Here is a 19,022-nt window from a genome sequence, read left to right on the forward strand (position 1 = left end):
CCTCGCGCCGGATGGCGGCCCGAGAGGCTTTTTTCCATGACAGCGATGGTAGGCGCCGGACGCAACCGGCAATCGGGCGAATAACGCGGCAAAGGCCCCCTCTATTCATCGTTTGCGCGACGGCCCCGCTCCCTAGAATGCGAAGCGGAGCAACGGATCGGGGATCGGGCGATGACTGGCAGCGCACTTCGCGGAAGGAACGGGCGGCTCATGCACGTCCGGCGTGCGTTTGCGCGTGCCTTTGCGCTCGCCGCGGCAGTGTGGATCGCCGCCCCGGCCGCGCATGCGGACGACGGGATGATCGTGATTCCCGGGCGCGGCGAGACGGCCGAAACCGCGCTCGCGCACGCCAATGCGGCAAGCGGCGGGCAGTTCGGCGGGAATGCGGCGATGGCGCCGGGTGCGGGCCTCGCGCCGGACGCGGGTCGCTCGACGAGCGGCACGGGTGCCGCCGGCACCGGCTACGCGCCGCAACCGGCCGGCACGATGGTCGTGACGACCGTCCCGCCGCCGGCTGCTGTGGCACCGGCGCCCGCGCCCCGCCCCGTCTACGCAGCCACCCGCGCGAACGCCGGATACGGCGCGCCGCGTGCCGCCGATCCGACTGCGATCGCGACGGTCGTCGCCGGCACGGCCGAACCCGCGTCGAATCCCGTGCGGCCGGCCCCGCAGCCGGCCTTCGCCGCACGCATGGCGGCCGCCCGCGCCGCGTCGGCGTTGCCGGCGCCGCGCGCGACGCCGGGTTCCGCCAACCCGGCCCCGGCAGCCAATCCCACCAATGCCGCCCAACCCGCGACGCCGCTCGGCCAGCAGGATCCCGAGTCGATCCGCCGCGCGGCCCTCGCGTTCCTGCAGCAGCAGATCGCGGGCCTGCCCGGCAAGACCACCGCGACGGTCACGACCGCGTTTCCGCGCGGGCTCGCCGCGTGCACGACGCTCGAGCCGTTCATGCCGACCGGCGCGCGCCTGTGGGGCCGCACGACGGTCGGCGTGCGCTGCGCGGGCGAGCGGCCGTGGACCGTCTACCTGCAGGCGAAAGTCACCGTACAGGCCACCTATTACGTCGCCGCGCGCCAGATCGCGCCCGGCGAGCCGCTCTCCGCGGCCGACCTGGTCGCCCGCGACGGCGACCTGACGGTGCTGCCGCTCGCGGTGATCACCGATCCGGCGCAGGCGATCGGCTCGACCGCGCTCGCGCGCATCTCGGCCGGGCTGCCGCTGCGGCAGGACCTGCTGAAGAGCGCGGCGTCGGTGTCGGCCGGCCAGACGGTGCGGGTGGTCGCGGCCGGGCCCGGTTTCACGATTTCGGCCGAGGGCAGCGCGCTGGCGAATGCCGCGCCCGGCCAGTCGGTCAGGGTGCGGATGGCGGCGGGCCAGATCGTCACGGCGATCGTCAAGGACGCCGGCACCGTGGAGATTCCGCTGTAGGGACGGATCCTGCGGCAAGAATGTAAAGAATTGTTTATTCGGAGCATTTCGGGCTCGCGATGCTAAAGTTCGGGCCGACCCGGCCGTTATCTGGGTCAAACCGAACAGGAAACCCATCGTGAAGATCGATTCCACTCCGAACCCGAGCCCCCTGGCGCCGACCGGCAACGGCGCGACCCGTGCGCCATCCGGCGCGGCCTCGTCTTCGTCCGCGCAGGCGGCCGACGCAGGGTCGACCGGCGGCGACACGACCGTGAACCTGTCGGGTCTGTCCGGCCAGTTGCGTTCGGTATCCGCGTCCGGCAACGCCGATATCGACACGGGCCTCGTCCAGTCGATCAAGGACGCGCTGAACAACGGCACGTTGACGATCGATGCGAGCAAGATCGCCGACGGCATATTGAATACCGCCCGCGAGCTGCTGCAGCAGCAGCGCCCGGGCAACTGAAGCCGGCCTCGCGGCCGGTCCCCCGGTCTACCGGTTTGCCGGCGCGCCCAACCCGCGCCGGCGCGACGAGCATGACGCGATGAGAGAAGAGCTGCTGGCCACGGTCAACGACGAACACGCGACGGTCGAGGCGTTCGCGTCCCTGCTCGCCTACGAGGAAAAGGCGCTGACGATGGCCCAGCCGCTCGAGATGCTGCCCGGGATCGTCGAGAAGAAGAGCGAGCTGATCGACCGGCTCGCGCAGCTCGAACGCACGCGCGACACCCAGCTTTCCGCGCTCGGCTTTCCGGCCGGCAAGAAGGGGATGGACCAGGCCGCCGAGCGCGATGCGCGCCTCGCCGGCCGCTGGCAGCTGCTGCAACAGGCCGCCGAACGTGCGCGCCAGGCCAATGCGAACAACGGGATGCTGATCCGGATCCGGATGGACTACAACGAGCGCGCGCTCGCGGTACTGCGCTCGGCGCCCGCGCCGGCTGGCGTCTATGGCCCCGACGGGCGCGTATCGGCGCTCATGCGCTGACGCACGGACTGACCAACCGAGCGACCGGCAGCGGCGCCGCTGCCTTTCCTGCCGCACCACCTCATAGCAGCTCGCAGTACCTCGCAGTACCTCGCAGCACCTCGCCGCCATTCGCGGCTTCCCGAGTTTCGACAGACCGGGCTCGAACCCGGCACCCACGGTCCCTTCCGATACACGGCTGCGCAGCCGCGCCGCCGTCCCGTCACAACAATCAGAAGAGGGCCGCATGCCATATTTCCGCATTCCGTTTTCGTACCGCATCGCCGCCGTTTCCGCCGCCGCGACGCTGGGCGCCGCATTGACGCTGTCCGCCGCGCAGGCCGCCGGCGTCGCGCCGCTGCCCGTGCCGACGGGCGACATGTCGCTGTCGCCGGCCGGCCCCGACATCGTGCCGCCGGCCGCCCCGGCCACGCCCGGCGCGACGCCGCGCGCGCCGCGCCGCGGCTCCGACACCTACACGTACCTGCGCTGCTGGTACCGGATCGACGCGGATCCGCTGAAGCCGGCCGCGACCTACGAATGGGCGCGCGACCCCGCCGGCGGCGACTGGTATCGCGTGTCCGGCTACTGGTGGGCGGACGGCATCACGCAGTGGAAGAACATGTTCTACAGCACGACGACGCAGGACACGCTCGCCGACGTGTGCCGCAAGACGCTGGCCGCGAAAGGCATCGGGTCCGACCTCGTGCAGGCGGTCGCGGCAAACAACGCGCTGTCGTTCAACTACACGGTATGGACCCTCGACGCCGCGCAACAGGACGCACGCGTCAACAAGCTGATCGTGTTCGGCGACAGCCTGTCCGACACGCAGAACATGTTCAACGCGAGCCAGTGGAAGCTGCCGAACGGCACGAGCTGGCAGGCGGGGCGTTTCAGCAACGGCCCGGTGTGGGCCGAATATCTCGCGAACGCGCTGCGGCTGCCGTTCTACAACTGGGCGATCGGCGGCGCGGCGACCGACCAGTACCTCGTCGTGCCGGGCCTCGTTCAGCAGATCGACTCGTGGCGCGAATACATGGATCGAGCACCGGACTACCGGCCCGCCAACACGCTGTTCGCGGTGTTCGCGGGCGGCAACGACCTGGTGAACTACGGGCGCTCGCCCGAGCAGGCGGCGAATGCGGTGCGCGACAGCCTCGAGCGGCTCGCCGCGGCCGGCGCGACGCGGATCATGCTCGTCACGCTGCCGGACGTGTCGCGCGCACCGGTGTTCGCGACGCGCACCGACACGGCGAGCGTCGCCGCGCAGGTGAAGGACTACAACCGGCGCCTCGCCGACGCGGCCGCCGCGCTGCGCGCCCGTTACGGCGCGACGCTGCGGCTCGAGGTGTTCGACGCGTACGCGCTGTTCGACGACCTGCTGAGCCATCCGGCCCAATACGGCTTCGACGACGCGAAGCGCGCGTGCCTCGACATCCCGAAACCGTCGTCGCTCACCTACCTGAGCGCGCAGACGCCGCGTGCGGACTGCCGCGACCCGGCGCGCTTCGTGTTCTGGGACACGCTGCACCCGACGACACGCACGCACGCGTGGCTCGCCGAGCGGATCGCGCCGTTCGCACGGGCGCGCCTGCTGAACTGACCGGTGCGGGCGGCGGTGCCTACAGCAGCGGACACGCGGTGACCTGCGTGCCGCGCTCGACGCACAGCCGCTCGTAGTCGCGCAGGTACGCGCGCTCGTCGTCGTCCAGCAGGTCGAGATCGATCAGGTCCCAGTCGTAGCCGACCGTCACGATGTTCTCGAACGTCACGGTATCCGGCTGCGCGTCGTCCTGACGGATGATCACGATGTTCTCGATCCGCACGCCGCCCTTGCCCGGCAGGTAGATGCCCGGCTCGACCGAAATCACCGCATTCGGCACGAGCCCGTACTGCGCGCCCGGCGCGAACCGCACGCCGCCCTCGTGCACGTGAATCCCGACGCCGTGCCCGGTGCCGTGGCCGAAATCGTGGCCGTGATCGCGGCACACCTGCCGCACGAGCGCATCGACGTCGCCGCCCTTTGCCGTGCTCGGGAAGCGCGTGACGAGCCCCTTGATGCAGGCCTTCAGCGCGACCGTGTAGATCTCGCGTTGCCACGGCTGCGCGACCGTATCCGCGCGCGTCCGGCGCAGCACCACGCGCGTGCAGTCCGTCGCGAAGCCGGCTTCGTAATACGCGCCGCTGTCGAGCAGCACGAGTTCGCCTTCCGTCAGCTCGACGTCGGCGCTCGCCGCCGTGTAATGCGCGAACGCGCTGTTCGCGCCGTTCGCGGCGATCGACGGAAACGTCAGCGCAACCGCGGAGCGCGCGGCGTATGCATCGTTGATCGCGCGCGCCAGGTCGTATTCGGTATGGCGCACACCCGGCTCGCCCGTCTTCGCCCAGCGCATCGTCTCGGCGATCGCCGCGGAACTGCGCGCAAACGCGTCGCGGAACCGGTCGAGCACCGCCGGCGTCTTGCCGGCCCGCATCGCCTCGACCGGGTTGAAGTCGGCATGCCGCGCCTGCGGCCACACCCGCTTCACCGCGTCGACGAGCGCGCAGTTCACCGATTCGAAGCCGTAGCACACGTGCTCGACCGCGAACGGCGCGAGAAAGCGCTCGAGCGCCGCGACATCGCGCCGGATCACATGCAGCGCCGGATACGACTCGAGCGCGACCTCGCAGCGGTCGCAGCCTTCCGGCAGGAACAACGCCACCTGCCCGCCCACCGCGAACAGGAAACCGAGGTGCGACGACGCATTCGGGATGTGATAACCGCGGCTGTTCAGCAGATACGCGAGGTCGTCCGATGCGCAGGTGAAGAAGGCGGTCCTGCCGTCCGGCGCGCCGGTGTGCGCGGCGAGCTTGGTGTTCAGCGCGTCGAGGTTCTGCGCGACGCTCAGGCCGGTCATCGCTTCCGGCACCTCGAAGATCGGCCGCTCGACGACCCAGCCCGGCAACGCGATCGCGCGATCGATCTCGCGATCGGCGAGACTCGTCCAGTCGAGCGACGCGGCCTGCGTCCGCTCGAACAGGCGATCGCGCTGCGCGACGCTGATCCGCCGCGCGTCGTAGCCGACCCGTGCGAGCCGGCTCCCGTGCGCGACCAGCCAGTCGGCCATCGCCTGCCAGATCGTCACGTTCATCCCGAGCTTCTCGATGCGCACGCGCGCCGGATCGCACTGCTGCTCGGCCTGCAGGTGATAACGGCCGTCGACGAACAGCACGAACGGCGGCACGCCGAGCGCCTGCGCGGTCGCCGCGCTCAGGAAGATCCCGCAGCCGGCCGAACCGTCGAAGCCCGACAGCGCATAACGCGGGTTGTTGCTGCGCGGCAGGTACTCGGTCACGTATTCGTCCTGTGACGTGACCAGTACCGCGTCGAGCCGCGCGGCGTCGAGCAGGCGCGACAAGGCCGCCTGCGTGTCGACGACGGACGCGTCGTACGGGGGAAGGCCGGAGAAGCTGTATTTCAGTCGATCGATCATCGGAAGCCCGTTATGCATTGTTGTCGGCGGCCGGCGGTGACGCGGCGGGGTACAGGCCCAAAGCGGGCCCAAAGCAGGCTTGAAGCAGGCCTGACGCGGCCCGGCGCCGCTGCACGGTCGACGCTCGACCCGGCGCGGCACGACGCCGGGCCGCCGTACCGTCCCGGCGGCGGGCCCTTTAAAAAATTTCGTCTCACTTAACTTTTTTTGATGCGCGCGACAGAATCTAGAGCACGCTGAAATTGAGGTCAAGCTGAAATTTTCGTAGGGCTAAAATCGGCATGACGCTTGCGGATCCCGGCACAACGGGCGTTCGTCCGGCGGCACCGCGCGGTACAATGCGCCGGCATCGCCGCCCCGACGGCCGTGCTTCTGCGGTGCGCGGAATTCCCTGTCCGGCGACTGCACCGCCCGTCCGCCTCCCGATTCGTTGCCGCGAAAGAGATTCATGGATTCAGACCTCATGCGTATCGGCCAGCGCATTCGCCGCCTGCGCCGGGAAGCGAAGAAGACGCTGCAGGAAGTCGCGACCGAAGCGAAACTGTCGGTCGGGTTCCTGTCCCAGGTCGAGCGCCATCTCACGGGCATCTCGCTGTCGTCGCTCGTCAACGTCGCGAAGGCGCTCGACGTGCCGCTCGGCGCGCTGATCGACCAGCCGCGCCAGGTGCGGCCCGATTCGCACGAGGGCAGCCGCAAGGCGTACGCGCTCGACGCCACGTCGCAATGGTACGAACGCCTGTCCACCACGTTCGACGGCAGCCAGATCAACGCGCTCAAGGTGCGGATGATGGAAGGCTACCGCTCGGAATGGGTGGCGCACGGCGGCGACGAATTCGTGTACGTGCTGGCCGGCCGGATCTGCTTCACGATCGGCAAGAAGCATTACGCGCTGTCGCCCGGCGACTCGCTGCACTTCGACGCGCGCAAGCGGCATCGGGTCGCCAACGTGGGCGACGGGCCGGCCGAGCTGATCGCGGTCGGCACGCTGCCGCTGTTCGACGACCGTCGCGCCGGGTTCGTGTCCGCGACGACGGACACCACGAAACCGGCCCCCGTCGTGCGCGCCACAGCGGACGAACCGCGCACGAGCCGCCGCGCGCCGGCGCCCGAACGGGCGGATCGCGATCGGGCCGCCGGCTCGGTGAAAAAAGACCAGAAGGCGGCAGCCAAGCCGCGCGCGGCCGCCGGCAAACGCGTGGCGGCCGCCAAGCCGGCACGCAAGAAGAAGCCGTAACGGCTTTGCAGGCGCGCGACGCGCGCCCTTCCTGCCGCCCTATTCGCCGATCTCGAGCGCCTGCGCGACAGCCTCGATCCGCGCGCGATGCACGGCCTCCCGGATCTTCTCCGTATCGTTGCCGATGCCGCGCGCGATCGCGCCGGCATCGACGCTGCGCGCGGCCGCGAGCGCGACACGCAGCCGCTCGGCCTGCGGATACGGCTGCGTATCGAGCCCGAGCCGCCCGCGCGCATCCGATTCACACGCCTGCAGCATCTCGGCGAAACGCGCCGGCTTGCGCAGCGCGTCGCTGCGCTCGAACAGCCGCACCAGCGCGGCCGCGCCCATCTCCATCACGCGATGCAGGTTGCCGTGCTCGCGCGCGACCACGAGCGCGAGATCGCGGCATTCGTTCGGCACGCGCAGCCGTTCGCACAACGGCTTGAGCAGGTCGACGCTGCGTCCCTCGTGGCCGATATGGCGCGGCAGCACGTCGGCAGGCGTCGTCGCCTTGCCGAGATCGTGCGTGAGCGCCGCGAAGCGCACCGGCAGCGAATAACCCTGCTTCGCCGCATAGTCGACGACCATCATCACGTGCACGCCGGTGTCGACCTCCGGGTGGTAGTCGGCGCGCTGCGGCACGCCCCACAACGCATCGACTTCGGGCAGGATGCGCGCGAGCGCGCCGCACTCGCGCAGCACCGCGAACATCCGCGACGGTTTCACCTCCATGAGCCCGCGCGCGATTTCCTGCCAGACGCGTTCGGGCACGAGCGCGTCGACCTCGCCCGCGTCGACCATCCGCCGCATCAGCGCGAGCGTTTCGTCCGCGACCGTGAAATCCGCGAACCGGGCGGCAAAGCGCGCGATGCGCAGGATCCGCACCGGATCCTCGACGAACGCATCGCTCACATGGCGGAACACGCGCGCGCGCAGGTCGGCCTGCCCGTCGAACGGGTCGATCACGGGCCCGACCAGCTCGCCCTCCGGGCTCACCTCGCGCGCCATCGCGTTGATCGTCAGGTCGCGCCGCGCGAGATCCTCGTCGAGCGTCACGTCCGGCGCGTAATGAAACTGGAAGCCGTGATAACCGGCCGCCGTCTTGCGCTCGGTGCGTGCGAGCGCGTACTCCTCCTGCGTCCGCGGATGCAGGAAGACCGGGAAATCCTTGCCCACCGGCCGGAAACCCTGCGCGGCCATCTGCTCGGGGGTCGCGCCCACCACCACGTAGTCGCGGTCCTGCACGGGCACGCCGAGCAATTCGTCGCGGATCGCACCGCCTACTGCGTAGATGTTCATGGCTGCGGCTCGAATTCAGCGATCACGTTCGTTTCACGGCGCGCGGCGTCGATCCAGCGCTGGACGGCCGGCAGCGCCGTCACGCGGGCCGCATAACCGGCCGCCTCCGGCGACAGGCCCGGCGCGTACGTGTTGAAGCGCATCACGACGGGCGCGTACATCGCATCGGCAATCCCGAATTCGCCGAACAGGAACGGCCCGCCCGACGCCTCGAGGCACGCGCTCCACAACGCGTCGATGCGCGCGACGTCGGCGAGCGCATCGGGCGTCGCGCCGCGCCCCGGCATCGACGCGCGCACGTTCATGCCCATCTGCGTGCGCAGCGCCGCGAAGCCCGCATGCATCTCGGCCGCGACGCAGCGCGCATGCGCGCGCTCGAGCGGATCGGCCGGCCACATCGGAAACTGCGGATAGCGTTCGGCGAGCGTCTCGGCGATCGCGAGCGAATCCCAGATCGCGACGCCGTGGTCGTCGATCAGGCACGGCACCTTGCCGGACGGCGAATACTCGAGGATGCGTGCGGCCGTGTCGTCGTGGCGCAGCTCGATCGCGATCTCGTCGAACGGGATGCCGAAATGCACGAGCAGCAGCCACGGACGCATCGACCACGACGAGTAGTTCTTGTCTCCAATGACGAGTTTCATGACGGTGTTCCGGAAAGCGAGAAGGTGAAAAGGGTGAAGCTGAACGCCTAGCGGCGCGAGCGGAACCAGTCGAACCGGGACCGCTGCGCGGCCTGGCCGAGATACGCGGGCGCGATGCTTTCGAGACTCGCGGGCGAGATCCCGAGCTCCGGCGCGAGCGGCCCCGACAGCACGTTCGGCACCGACATCGTCGCGAGATTGTCGCGCGTGAGCACGGGCTCGCCGGGCAGGCATTCGAACACGCTCGCCTGCAGCCGCGCGAGCGCGTCGGGCAGCCGCACGATGCGTGCCTGCCGGCCGACCAGCGTGCCGCAATAGCGGACCAGCTGCTCGAGCGTGTAGACGGTCGGGCCGCCGAGTTCGTAGGTCTTGCCGTGCGCGGCCGCGAGATCGAGCGTGTTGACGAACGCGCGCACGACATCGCCGACGAACACGGGCTGGAAGCGCGCGTCGGGCATCGCGAGCGGCAGCACGGGCACCGTGCGCTGCAGGTTCGCGAACGTGTTGAGGAACGCATCGCCGGGGCCGAACACGACCGACGGGCGGAAGATCGTCAGCGCGAGCGAATCGGTCGCCGCGATCGCATGCAGCGCGGCCTCGCCGTCGCCCTTCGAGCGCTGGTACATGCTCGCGCCATGCGAATCGGCGCCGAGCGCGCTCATGTGCAGCACGCGCCGCACGCCCGCCTCGGTGCAGGCGGTCGCGAGCGCGGCCGGCAGCGTGACGTGCGCGCGCTCGAAGCCGGGCCCGTAGGGCGTACCGCGGCCGCCGTGCAGCACGCCGACGAGGTTGATCGCCGCGTGCGCACCGGCGACGAAGCGCGCGAGCGTGCGCGTGTCGAGCGCTTCGAGCTCGACGATTTCGACCGGCAGCATCTGCAGGTGGCGCGCGTGGTCGCGCCGGCGCGTGCCGATCCGTACCTGCTTGCCGGCTTCGATCAGCGCATTGACGAGCCGGCTGCCGATGAAGCCGGTGCCGCCCAGCAGCGCGACGGTCTGGCGATCCATGATGTGGGCCTCAAAAGAACACTGCCGCGTCTCGCGCGGCAGTGTGAAGATTGCTTATCAGGGCGAGATCATGCCTAGACGTTTCTTCAACGACTGCGGTTTGCCCTCGAAGAGCGCCGCGTAATAGACGGTGTTCGACAGCACGTTCTTCACGTAGTCGCGCGTCTCGTTGAACGGAATCGTTTCTGCGAAGATCGCGCCTTCGACCGGCTGCGTCAACACCTGGCGCCACTGGCGCGGCCGGCCCGGGCCCGCGTTGTAGCCGGCCGTGGCGAGCACCGGCGAGCTGTCGAAGTTGTTGTAGATGTCAGCCAGATACCAGGTGCCGAGCTGGATGTTGGTATCGATGTCGTGCATCTGCGTGCGTGAGATCGTGCCGAGGCCGAGCTTCTTCGCGACCATCTGCGCGGTGGCCGGCATCAGCTGCATCAGGCCGCCCGCGCCCACCGACGAACGCGCGCTCGTGATGAAGCGCGACTCCTGGCGGATCAGCCCGTACGCCCATTCGGTGTCGAGGCCCGTCGACTGCGCGTAGCGCTCGACGATGTTGCGGTACGGCGACGGGTAGCGCAGCGTGAAATCGTGCTCCGCTTTCGTGCGGTCGGCCGTGTTGACCGTGCGGTCGAGCAGGTCGACACGCTTGCCGTACTCGGCGGCCGCGAGCAGCTGGCGATCGGTCATCCCGCGCAGCGGCCAGTTCCATTCGCGGTTGCCCTCGAGGCGCAGGTTCAGCGCGTAGAAACGCTGCGCGAGCGCGAAGCCCGGAATCTTGCCCATCGCGTCGATCTCGGCGTCGCTCACCTTCGTGCGCGGCGGGATCGTCGTGCGCTGGCCGAGCTCTTCACCGGCGAGCTGCCCGTAGAAGTTGTACTGCCCGGCGACCTGCTCGAATTCCTGGTTCGCCTGCAGCGTGTCGCCGCTCTGCTTGAGCGCGCGCGCATGCCAGTAGATCCACGCCGGATCGTCGCGCAGCGACGGCGGCATCTGCTCGATCGACCAGCGCACCATCGGCCAGTTGCCGGCGAGCAGCGCGGCGCGCGTGCGCCATTCGTAGCCCGGGTTCGACAGCGGCGCATTCTTGGATTTCGCATACCAGACCGATGCGAGCGGCGAGCGCTTGATCGCGCCCTGGTAGCCGATCGCGCCCCACGCGATCGCCTGCTCCTGTTTGGTCAGCGAAGGCGCGATCGTCGTGAGCATGCCGGCGGCCGCGTCCGGATCGTTGCGCGCCATGCGGCCGAGCGCGATCAGCGCGAGCTGGTGCGACGTCGCGTCGGGGCCGACGCCGCGCGCGAGGTACAGCGGCGGCGCGCTCGTCGCCTGGTCGAAGCCGACCGGACGCGCGCCGAGCGCGTCGACGATCTTGCCGCCGAGCGTCGTGTAGTTCTGCTCGTACGCGAGGCGCGCCTGCTGCCACACGTCGTCGCTCGTGAACTGCTGGTTGACCGTCAGCGCGGTGATCAGGTCGACGCATGCGTCGCCGTAATTCTTCGGCTCGACGAGCAGCGCGCGTGCCGCATCGGCGACGTTCTCGCCGCGCGCCGCGCGCGATTCGAGCGCATAACACTTGACCTGCGTGTCGTCGTCGAGCACGAAGCGCTTGTATTGATCGTCGAAGTTGCGCCAGTCGTGGCGCGCGCCGAGCACGAGCAGGTAGTCGTTGCGCAGGCGGTCGGCGATCGCCTGGCCATCGTAGCGCTGCAGGAACGACTGCACGGGCGCGTCCGGCGCATCCACGCGCGCGCGGCCCGTCGAATCGAACAACTGCGGCTTGATCTGGAAATACTCGACGTAGGACGGTACCGGATAGTTCGGAATCATCGACGCGAGCTGCGCGGCTTTCGCGGCGTCGTTGCGGCGCGCGGCTTCACGAAGCTGCACGAAGGTCTGGTCGTCCCCGGAGACCGTATCGTCGTTCGGTGCGGCGCACGCGGCCGTGCCCGCGACGAGCGCGGTGGCCGAAAGCGTCAGCGCGACCGCGCGATATACTCGGAAAAGGCTGTTCGACATCGTTTTGAATGGAGCACGAAGTGAGCGAAAGCATAGCACGCAACCCTGTGCCGAACCCGAAGGTTGCGCTACGCAAAACGCTGTCCGGCGCGCGTCGCGACGCCGCGTCGCAACCCGCCGCGAATGCCGCGCTCGACGCGCGGCTGCGCACGCTGCTCGAACGGCTCGCGCCGCGCACGGTCGGGTTCTACTGGCCGCTGCCGGGTGAATTCGATGCGCGCGATGCGGTGCTCGCCTGGTGCGCGGCCGGTGCCGGCCGGCGCGCGGCGCTGCCCGTGATCGGCGAGCGGCACACGCCGCTCGAGTTCCATGCATGGGACACGCACACGCCGATGCGCGAAGGCCATCACCGGATTCCGGAACCGGCGTCGGGAATCGTCGTCGTGCCCGACCTGTTGCTGATTCCCTGTGTGGGATTCGATCCGCAGCGCTACCGGCTCGGCTACGGCGGTGGCTATTACGATCGCACGCTCGCCGCGTGGCCGGGCAGCCGGCCGCCCGTGACGGTCGGCATCGCCTATGAAGCGTGCCGCGTCGACGCACTGCCGGCCGAAGCGCACGATCTCGCACTGGGCTGGATCGTGACCGACGGCGCGCTCTACCCGGCCGCCGGATGATGCGGCGGGCGCCGCCGCGTCCGTCGTCGCACGCCCGCCGGCGCATTGCCGCGCGCCACGGCCGGCGCCACCCCGGCCCTGACCCAACCGTTTACAGCGACGCCGCCGCGCGCGCGGCCGTGTCGTACAGGCCCGATGCATTGCGCAGCAACTGCGCCGCGTCGCCGATCTGCTCGTTGGTGAGCCCGCTGTCCTTCAGCGTCTCGATCAGGCAGTGCTCGCGCACCTCGCGGTACTTCAGGCACAGCTCGCGGCCCGCGTCGGTCGCGAAGAAGAATACTTCCTTGCCGCTCTTCTCGCTCTTCACATAGCCGCGGGCGATCAGTTTTTTCAGCGCATAGGTCGCGACGTGCGTATCCTCGATATTGAGCACGAAGCAGATGTCGGCGAGCTTCTTCTTGCGTTCACGGTGGCTGACGTGATGCAGCAGCGACACCTCGACCGCCGTCATGTCCTTCGCGCCGGCCGCCGACATGCAGCGCACCATCCACCGGTTGAACGCGTTGCCTGCCATGATGAGCCCGTATTCGAGCTCCGACAGCTCCGCGCTCGAATCGGAAACGAGGTGTTCGGATGACACGATCTTGGTCGCAGGACGCTTCATGTAAAGACGGAGCAAGCCGGATGACAGGGTGTGCCGAGTGTACGCCAGAAGCCCGGACATACGGGCTAGGCGAAAACGCTTATTGGGAAGTTGTCGATATTTTATTGACAATGTGCGCTAACATTGCCGTCCGAACCGTGCCAGTCCGATGACGCAACCCCGCATTTATCCGCTCGGCGATGCCGCCCTCGTCTGCGAGGTGCCGCCGCCCGCCACGCTCGATTGCCAGCGCCGCGTCTGGGCCGTTGCCGAGGCCGCGCGCGCGTGGCCCGACGTGATCGACGTCGTCCCCGGCATGAACAACCTGACCATCGTGTTCGACCCGCTCGCCGCGACGGCCGACTCGCTCACGCCCGCGCTGCGTGACGCGTGGGAGACGGCCGACGTCGAGCATGCGGACGGTCGCGAGGTCGAAATCCCGGTCGAGTACGGCGGCGCCGCCGGCCCCGACCTGGCGGCCGTCGCCGCCCATACCGGCCTGTCGGCCGACGAAGTCGTCGCGCGCCACGCAGCCGGCGCCTACGTCGTGTTCTTCGTCGGCTTCCAGCCGGGTTTCGCCTATCTCGGCGGGCTCGATGCCGCGCTGCACACGCCGCGCCGCGCGGCGCCGCGCCTCGAGGTGCCGGCCGGCTCGGTCGGCATCGGCGGCGCACAGACAGGCATCTACCCGGCCACGTCTCCCGGCGGCTGGCAACTGATCGGCCGCACGTCGCACGTGCTGTTCGATCCGGCGCGGCCGCAGCCGACGCTGCTGCTGCCCGGCGACCGCGTGCGCTTCACCATTGCGGGAGTCGACGCGCGATGACCCAGAACAACGCACCGGGCACCATCGAGGTGGTGCGGGCCGGCCCGCTGTCCACCGTGCAGGATCTCGGCCGCCGCGGCTCGCGCCATCTCGGCGTCGCGCAGGGCGGCGCGCTCGACAGCCTCGCGCTCGAGGTCGGCAACCGGCTGGTCGGCAACCGTCCCGACGCGGCCGCCGTCGAAATCACGATCGGCCCGGCCGCCTTCCGCTTCACGCGCGCGACCCGCATCGCGATCACCGGCACCGAGTTCGGCGCCACGCTCGACGGCCGGCGCGTATATTCGTGGTGGAGCCTGCCGGTCGAGGCCGGGCAGACGCTCGTGCTGCCGGCCGCGAAACGCGGGATGCGCGGCTACCTGTGCATCGCCGGCGGCATCGACGTGCTGCCGATGCTCGGCTCGCGCAGCACCGATCTCGCGTCGCGCTTCGGCGGCCTCGGCGGCCGCGCGCTGCGCGACGGCGATCGCCTCCCGGTCGGCGTGCTTCCGGCCGGGATGGGGTGCCTCGCGGCCGATGCGCCCGAATTCGGCGTAAAGGCGCCGGCGTGGTGCGCGTTCGCGCGCGTCGACGAGCCGCCGCGCCGCCATCGCCCCGCGCATGCGCCGTGGGCGATGCCCGTGCGCGTGCTGCCGGGCCCCGACTACGCGTCGTTCGCCGCCGATGCGCAGCAGGCGTTCTGGGACGAGGAATGGCTCGTCACGGCGAACAGCAACCGCATGGGTTATCGGCTTGCGGGCGTCGAACTCATGCGCGAGCGGCCGGCCGAGCTGCTGTCGCATGCGGTGCTGCCCGGCACGATCCAGGTGCCGCCGAACGGCCAGCCGATCGTGCTGATGCATGACGCGCAGACCACCGGCGGCTACCCGAAGATCGGCACGGTGATCCGTGCGGACCTGTGGAAACTCGCGCAGGCGCGGCTCAACCTGCCGATCCGCTTCGTGCGCACGACACCCGACGCCGCGCGCGCCGCCCTGGCCGCAGAACGTGCCTATCTGCGGCAGATCGACGTGGCGATCGACCTGCGCGAGGAAGCGCGCCGCCGCGCCCAGTCGCGCGCGGCATGACGATGGCGGTAGCAGTACCGAAGGCAGTAGCAGCAAGAACGGGCCACGCAATCAGTGGACGAGGAACACCATGGAAATCGATCTGAATGCCGATCTCGGCGAAGGATGCGGATCGGACGAGGCGCTGCTCGACCTCGTCACATCGGCGAACATCGCATGCGGCTGGCATGCAGGCGGCGCGAATGCGATGCGCGACTGCGTGCGCTGGGCCGTGCAGAAGGGCGTGTCGATCGGCGCGCACCCGAGCTTTCACGATCCGGAGAATTTCGGCCGCAAGGAAATGCAGCTGCCGGCTGGCGACATCTATGCCGGCGTGCTGTACCAGCTCGGCGCGCTGTCGGCGATCGCGCAGGCCGAAGGCGGGCGCATCGCGCACGTGAAGCCGCACGGCGCGCTGTACAACCAGGCCGCGCGCGACCCGATGATCGCCGATGCGGTGGTGTCCGCGATCCGCGACTTCGATCCGTCGCTCGCGGTGTTCGGGCTCGCGAACAGCGTGTTCGTCGCAGCCGCACGGCATGCGGGGCTCGCCGCGGTGGAGGAAGTGTTCGCCGATCGCGGCTACCGCGCGGACGGCTCGCTCGTGCCGCGCAGCCAGCCCGGCGCGCTGATCGACGACGAAGACGCGGTGCTCGCGCGCACGCTCGACATGGTGCGCAACCGGCAGGTGCGGGCACTGAGCGGCGAATGGGTGCCGCTCAATGCGCAGACCGTCTGCCTGCATGGCGACGGGCCGCATGCGCTCGCGTTCGCGAAGCGGATTCGAGCGGCGCTCGAGGCCTCCGGTGTCGATGTGGTGGCGCCGGGTGCGCTGCAGGCGGACGAGGGGACGTAAGCCATCCCCCGCCAGCAGTCCCTTGCTCCACGCGTAGCGCTTCTTGAGTGCAAGCCGCATCGCCTGCGTGCGTCGCGATAGCCTGAGCATCCGACGCGACGCGCCTTCACCGGTCGCCAAGTTTCTCCCATCGTCGAAAACGACAGATTTCGACCGCTCCCCGAAGTCTCCCTCTCGGCCAGCGCCTCCATTCGAAAGGCACGCTATTGCGACTCCTTTGACCTGCGCCCAAAAAACCGATCCGCCGGGGCCGCGGAGAAGCTCACGAACACTTCGCCAAAATCACGGAACGCCTTGTCTCAAAAAACCGTGAGAAATTCCATATTTTCTGACGACCGAACCGCTGTTAAGTTTGAGGGGAGACAGTCAATCGAATAGCGATCGGCTTGCTCATATTTATAGGATACCTAAATCATGCGAGTTCTGACGCAAAACGAAACCAACCAAGCCAGCGGCGCAATTACCTGCACGCTCAATCCGAACCCGATCAATCTCGCCGACCTCGCGATCGCAACAGCGCTGGGAGCGCTGGCCGGCCCTCAAATGGCCATTCTTGCTGGCGGAGGGAATTTCCCTTCCCAAAGCTGGATTTGCCGGTTCTGATCGAGTCGAAGCCCCGACCGACCCGGCCGGGGCAATGTTCCTCCCCGACCTGACAATTCTTGATCAAAAAGCGCTCCAGCCAATGAAACTCCGCACGGTCACCGACATGCTGACGAGATACTGGACCTACGGCGTTTTTCTTGCTCCGCTAGCCCCCCGTTTCGGAGGCAACTGGAAGGGCATCATTCTTGCCGCAACCATCCGGACAGCGATAGTTTCGCTTCCCTATGCGATTCTGCTTCGCGCCTTCTCGTCACAAAAGACTTTCGGGTGGCTAATCGTCACGTCAGCCGCGCTTTTCTACTCGCTCTGGGTCGAATTCCGATGGAGCCGCAAAAATCGACACTGACGTCACGCGTCGTGCGGAAAGCCCGAACGAACTCAAACCGATGAAATTCCGACCGCAATGAACGCACTGAAACGCCCCCCTGATTCGCCGGGTTCATTTCAGTCCGCTTGCACCCCGCTTCGGAGGCGGGCGCACCGGAATTATCATGGCCGCCGCCGCGAAAACGGCGCTGTTCGCAATCGTCAATGCTGTCGTTCTTTGCTTCAGCGACATCGGAACCCCTATGTCCTGGATCGCATCCACAGCGCTCACGTTTCTTGCCATGCTGGGAAGCGAAGTAGTCTGCCGTTGGGCCCATCGCCACTAGCCGCGACACGCGCCGGCTGATCGACCCTGTTTGTGCGACACCACCGAAACGATGTCCGTTGGACGAGATCGTCCGAATCGATCATGCGGCCCGTCAATCAATGAAAAACAAAACCCTCGCCGAAACGCTCAGAAAATTTGCCCGGTACGGCATCTTTCTCGGTCCTCTTGCTCCTCGTCTGGGAGGTGGGTGGATCGGCACCCTGGCTGGCGGAGCAGTCAGAGGTCTCATATTTTCCACACTGTCCGCACTAGCGCTGTACCTGCTGGGCACATGGGAACTGTTCAAATGGAGCGCAGGGGCCGTCGTATTCCTCGTGTATTCGCTCTTGCTCGAAATAGTTCTCAGCCGGCCGCGACGACGCTGACAGCGGATCAACATGCTCGTTCACGCCGACATCGCGCCACGCTTGCGGGCAACCGGCTCGCCCGATCCGCTCTCCCATCCCTCACCTTCGCACGCATCGATCATCCCGAGCGCGAGTGCCCGCGTAATGGCGTGTGTGCGATTCCTCACACCCAGTATCCGCATCGCGCTCGCAATGTGATTGTCGACCGTGCCGATGGCCAGACTCAGCATCACCGCGATTTCCTTCGTCGAATACCCCGCGCAAAGCAACTGCAGCACATCCTGCTGGCGCGCCGTCAACCGCATGCCCGCCGCGATTTCCGGAAACGCAGGGCGCCCGTCGAGTATCGACTGCAATGCGCCGGAGAACACGCCGAGCGGTGCATCCTTGACGACGTACGCGATCATGCCGAGGCGCTTCGCCTCGGCGATCCACGACGGCCGCGCGCCGGCCGTGACGATCGCGCATCGATCGGCAATACCCGACGCATGAAACTGTCGTGCCAGCGCCAGCCCGCCGCGGGGCATCTCGAGATCCACAAGAATCCGGAACCACGTGGGCACCCGACGAAAAGCGTCGATCGCACCGACTGCACTGTGACAAACCGTAACGTCGAGCCGGCTGTCGAGGTCAACGAGCACCCCGCCGATCGCATCCGCGACGATCGGGTGCCCATCGACCACCAGCACCGGCAGGCGCTCGCGTCCTTCTCGTTGCATCCGTCCACTCCTGTTCGCACCTGAGGCAGAACGTCGACGGTGCCATCGCGGGCATCTCGAAACAATCGCATACCGTCCAATCCGCCAATCCGTGGAGCGTAGTGCACGCCCGATGCGCGTGCAGGGCGCGATTCGACGATGGAACAGATGCGCCAGCAGGCGGTGTATGGATCATGCCGGCGTGTCCGGCAAGCGAGGGGGCGATGCGCAGCAGCGCATCAGGACGCACGCGATCACGATCGGAACGGATCGGCGGCACAAAAGAAAAAAGCGCCCTCGTGGCGCTTTTCCGTTGGCGCAATCGCTGCGGCTTCGCCGTCTGTCGATTCGCCCCCCGAAACCGTCTTTCGACGGTGACCGGAAAAATCTTCCGGATTAAAAAACGTCCGCCGCCGCCCGATCACTGCATTCCCCGGTCAGACGACGGAACGTTGCTTATCTGCAAGTCGGCCTGCATGCATGTTTTGTCCGACGATGATTGGCCCCGCCGTGCATGCAGACACTCCGCGGCCGGCACGTGCTTCACGTGCCGGCAACGCTAACCCCGCGCTTATTTCTGCTACCCCGTAGAACTTATCTATTCTTTTCATTTTTTCAACTTGTGGGGTGAAGAATAGATATTGGCGGAACGGGATGTCAATCGTTTTAAACGCTATTTTCCGACGATTCAAGGGTTTTCCTTATCGATTGCCGCCTACGCGCACGCGTTTCGCCGCGGGTGCGCGAGGCCAATCAAACAGGGGAAG

20 protein-coding genes are annotated in these 19,022 nt (G+C 68.1%); 12 read left to right on the forward strand and 8 right to left on the reverse strand.

Translation table 11 applies throughout. The features are described 5' to 3' along the window. The first annotated feature begins 171 nt into the window (after positions 1–171). The 4 genes from flgA to DPV79_RS33795 all read left to right on the forward strand — a co-directional run bounded on the left by flgA (position 172) and on the right by DPV79_RS33795 (position 3,978). Positions 172–1,428, forward strand: coding sequence for a flagellar basal body P-ring formation chaperone FlgA (gene flgA / locus DPV79_RS33780; RefSeq protein WP_113047466.1), 1,257 nt, complete (start codon positions 172–174; stop codon positions 1,426–1,428). 118 nt (positions 1,429–1,546) lie between these two features. Then, on the forward strand, positions 1,547–1,876 hold the full coding sequence (gene flgM / locus DPV79_RS33785; protein WP_048026624.1) for a flagellar biosynthesis anti-sigma factor FlgM: 330 nt from the start codon (positions 1,547–1,549) through the stop codon (positions 1,874–1,876). 79 nt (positions 1,877–1,955) lie between these two features. Continuing rightward, the gene (locus tag DPV79_RS33790; protein ID WP_021163144.1) at positions 1,956–2,396 is read left to right on the forward strand and encodes a flagella synthesis protein FlgN; all 441 of its coding nucleotides are present in this window, start codon (positions 1,956–1,958) and stop codon (positions 2,394–2,396) included. Positions 2,397–2,622: 226 nt separating this feature from the next. Continuing rightward, the gene (locus DPV79_RS33795) at positions 2,623–3,978 is read left to right on the forward strand and encodes an SGNH/GDSL hydrolase family protein (protein WP_113047467.1); all 1,356 of its coding nucleotides are present in this window, start codon (positions 2,623–2,625) and stop codon (positions 3,976–3,978) included. Positions 3,979–3,997: 19 nt separating this feature from the next. On the opposite strand, the gene DPV79_RS33800 is transcribed toward DPV79_RS33795, so the two are convergent. Continuing rightward, positions 3,998–5,848, reverse strand: coding sequence for a M24 family metallopeptidase (locus DPV79_RS33800; RefSeq protein WP_113047468.1), 1,851 nt, complete (start codon positions 5,846–5,848; stop codon positions 3,998–4,000). Positions 5,849–6,296: 448 nt separating this feature from the next. On the opposite strand from DPV79_RS33800, the gene DPV79_RS33810 reads away from it, so the two are divergent. After that, positions 6,297–7,082 carry a helix-turn-helix domain-containing protein gene (locus tag DPV79_RS33810; protein WP_113047470.1) on the forward strand — a complete coding sequence of 262 codons (786 nt, stop codon included), beginning with the start codon at positions 6,297–6,299 and terminating at the stop codon, positions 7,080–7,082. Between the two features lie 39 nt (positions 7,083–7,121). Here the strand turns inward: DPV79_RS33810 and DPV79_RS33815 are convergent, their stop codons facing one another. The 4 genes from DPV79_RS33815 to DPV79_RS33830 are packed head-to-tail and all read right to left on the reverse strand — an operon-like array spanning position 7,122 to position 12,024. Then, on the reverse strand, positions 7,122–8,363 hold the full coding sequence (locus DPV79_RS33815; RefSeq protein ID WP_059483924.1) for a multifunctional CCA addition/repair protein: 1,242 nt from the start codon (positions 8,361–8,363) through the stop codon (positions 7,122–7,124). After that, on the reverse strand, positions 8,360–9,007 hold the full coding sequence (locus tag DPV79_RS33820; protein WP_042977654.1) for a glutathione S-transferase family protein: 648 nt from the start codon (positions 9,005–9,007) through the stop codon (positions 8,360–8,362). The genes DPV79_RS33815 and DPV79_RS33820 overlap by 4 nt, the downstream gene beginning before the upstream one ends. 47 nt (positions 9,008–9,054) lie before the next feature. Further along, positions 9,055–10,014: a complex I NDUFA9 subunit family protein gene (locus tag DPV79_RS33825; RefSeq protein ID WP_059483926.1), complete on the reverse strand. Its 960-nt coding sequence runs from the start codon at positions 10,012–10,014 to the stop codon at positions 9,055–9,057. Positions 10,015–10,071: 57 nt separating this feature from the next. Further along, positions 10,072–12,024 (reverse strand): lytic transglycosylase domain-containing protein, encoded by a 1,953-nt coding sequence (locus tag DPV79_RS33830; RefSeq protein ID WP_113047471.1) that lies wholly within the window; start codon positions 12,022–12,024, stop codon positions 10,072–10,074. 8 nt (positions 12,025–12,032) lie between these two features. Between DPV79_RS33830 and DPV79_RS33835 the strand changes: the two genes are divergently transcribed. Beyond that, positions 12,033–12,641: a 5-formyltetrahydrofolate cyclo-ligase gene (locus DPV79_RS33835; protein WP_059812447.1), complete on the forward strand. Its 609-nt coding sequence runs from the start codon at positions 12,033–12,035 to the stop codon at positions 12,639–12,641. 91 nt (positions 12,642–12,732) lie between these two features. Here DPV79_RS33835 and DPV79_RS33840 read toward each other — a convergent pair whose 3' ends face one another. Then, positions 12,733–13,245 carry a winged helix DNA-binding protein gene (locus DPV79_RS33840; RefSeq protein ID WP_059496546.1) on the reverse strand — a complete coding sequence of 171 codons (513 nt, stop codon included), beginning with the start codon at positions 13,243–13,245 and terminating at the stop codon, positions 12,733–12,735. A 148-nt stretch (positions 13,246–13,393) separates the two neighbouring features. Here DPV79_RS33840 and pxpB point away from each other — a divergent pair, with 148 nt between their 5' ends. The 6 genes from pxpB to DPV79_RS33870 all read left to right on the forward strand — a co-directional run bounded on the left by pxpB (position 13,394) and on the right by DPV79_RS33870 (position 17,575). Beyond that, positions 13,394–14,050, forward strand: coding sequence for a 5-oxoprolinase subunit PxpB (gene pxpB, locus DPV79_RS33845; protein WP_059496547.1), 657 nt, complete (start codon positions 13,394–13,396; stop codon positions 14,048–14,050). After that, on the forward strand, positions 14,047–15,114 hold the full coding sequence (locus DPV79_RS33850) for a 5-oxoprolinase subunit C family protein (RefSeq protein ID WP_113047472.1): 1,068 nt from the start codon (positions 14,047–14,049) through the stop codon (positions 15,112–15,114). The genes pxpB and DPV79_RS33850 overlap by 4 nt, the downstream gene beginning before the upstream one ends. A 70-nt stretch (positions 15,115–15,184) precedes the next feature. Next, the gene (gene pxpA / locus DPV79_RS33855) at positions 15,185–15,949 is read left to right on the forward strand and encodes a 5-oxoprolinase subunit PxpA (RefSeq protein WP_059483934.1); all 765 of its coding nucleotides are present in this window, start codon (positions 15,185–15,187) and stop codon (positions 15,947–15,949) included. 414 nt (positions 15,950–16,363) lie between these two features. Beyond that, on the forward strand, positions 16,364–16,552 hold the full coding sequence (locus DPV79_RS33860; RefSeq protein WP_113047473.1) for a hypothetical protein: 189 nt from the start codon (positions 16,364–16,366) through the stop codon (positions 16,550–16,552). Positions 16,553–16,586: 34 nt separating this feature from the next. Then, complete coding sequence (locus tag DPV79_RS33865; protein ID WP_113047474.1) at positions 16,587–16,901, forward strand: hypothetical protein; 315 nt, start codon at positions 16,587–16,589, stop codon at positions 16,899–16,901. A 365-nt stretch (positions 16,902–17,266) separates the two neighbouring features. Further along, positions 17,267–17,575 (forward strand): hypothetical protein, encoded by a 309-nt coding sequence (locus tag DPV79_RS33870; RefSeq protein ID WP_133295751.1) that lies wholly within the window; start codon positions 17,267–17,269, stop codon positions 17,573–17,575. A gap of 20 nt (positions 17,576–17,595) precedes the next feature. On the opposite strand, the gene DPV79_RS33875 is transcribed toward DPV79_RS33870, so the two are convergent. Both DPV79_RS33875 and DPV79_RS42315 read right to left on the reverse strand, forming a co-directional pair. Then, complete coding sequence (locus DPV79_RS33875; protein WP_059812443.1) at positions 17,596–18,276, reverse strand: response regulator transcription factor; 681 nt, start codon at positions 18,274–18,276, stop codon at positions 17,596–17,598. 416 nt (positions 18,277–18,692) lie between these two features. Continuing rightward, a complete protein-coding gene (locus DPV79_RS42315) occupies positions 18,693–18,947 on the reverse strand; it encodes a hypothetical protein (protein WP_124469190.1) in 255 nt (84 codons plus the stop codon). Positions 18,948–19,022: the final 75 nt, after the last annotated feature.

This window comes from Burkholderia reimsis (genome assembly GCF_003294055.1).
Taxonomy (GTDB): domain Bacteria; phylum Pseudomonadota; class Gammaproteobacteria; order Burkholderiales; family Burkholderiaceae; genus Burkholderia; species Burkholderia cepacia.

Excerpts from the sequence above, each read along its gene's own strand:
- DPV79_RS33820 (WP_042977654.1), bottom strand. The coding sequence starts at position 9,007 with ATGAAACTCGTCATTGGAGACAAGAACTACTCGTCGTGGTCGATGCGT.
- DPV79_RS33875 (WP_059812443.1), bottom strand. The coding sequence starts at position 18,276 with ATGCAACGAGAAGGACGCGAGCGCCTGCCGGTGCTGGTGGTCGATGGG.
- DPV79_RS33800 (WP_113047468.1), bottom strand. The coding sequence starts at position 5,848 with ATGATCGATCGACTGAAATACAGCTTCTCCGGCCTTCCCCCGTACGAC.
- DPV79_RS33840 (WP_059496546.1), bottom strand. The coding sequence starts at position 13,245 with ATGAAGCGTCCTGCGACCAAGATCGTGTCATCCGAACACCTCGTTTCC.
- DPV79_RS33815 (WP_059483924.1), bottom strand. The coding sequence starts at position 8,363 with ATGAACATCTACGCAGTAGGCGGTGCGATCCGCGACGAATTGCTCGGC.
- DPV79_RS33860 (WP_113047473.1), top strand. The coding sequence starts at position 16,364 with ATGCGAGTTCTGACGCAAAACGAAACCAACCAAGCCAGCGGCGCAATT.
- pxpB (WP_059496547.1), top strand. The coding sequence starts at position 13,394 with ATGACGCAACCCCGCATTTATCCGCTCGGCGATGCCGCCCTCGTCTGC.
- DPV79_RS33865 (WP_113047474.1), top strand. The coding sequence starts at position 16,587 with ATGTTCCTCCCCGACCTGACAATTCTTGATCAAAAAGCGCTCCAGCCA.
- DPV79_RS33850 (WP_113047472.1), top strand. The coding sequence starts at position 14,047 with ATGACCCAGAACAACGCACCGGGCACCATCGAGGTGGTGCGGGCCGGC.
- DPV79_RS33810 (WP_113047470.1), top strand. The coding sequence starts at position 6,297 with ATGGATTCAGACCTCATGCGTATCGGCCAGCGCATTCGCCGCCTGCGC.
- DPV79_RS33790 (WP_021163144.1), top strand. The coding sequence starts at position 1,956 with ATGAGAGAAGAGCTGCTGGCCACGGTCAACGACGAACACGCGACGGTC.
- DPV79_RS33825 (WP_059483926.1), bottom strand. The coding sequence starts at position 10,014 with ATGGATCGCCAGACCGTCGCGCTGCTGGGCGGCACCGGCTTCATCGGC.
- flgA (WP_113047466.1), top strand. The coding sequence starts at position 172 with ATGACTGGCAGCGCACTTCGCGGAAGGAACGGGCGGCTCATGCACGTC.
- pxpA (WP_059483934.1), top strand. The coding sequence starts at position 15,185 with ATGGAAATCGATCTGAATGCCGATCTCGGCGAAGGATGCGGATCGGAC.
- DPV79_RS33835 (WP_059812447.1), top strand. The coding sequence starts at position 12,033 with ATGGAGCACGAAGTGAGCGAAAGCATAGCACGCAACCCTGTGCCGAAC.
- DPV79_RS33830 (WP_113047471.1), bottom strand. The coding sequence starts at position 12,024 with ATGTCGAACAGCCTTTTCCGAGTATATCGCGCGGTCGCGCTGACGCTT.
- DPV79_RS33795 (WP_113047467.1), top strand. The coding sequence starts at position 2,623 with ATGCCATATTTCCGCATTCCGTTTTCGTACCGCATCGCCGCCGTTTCC.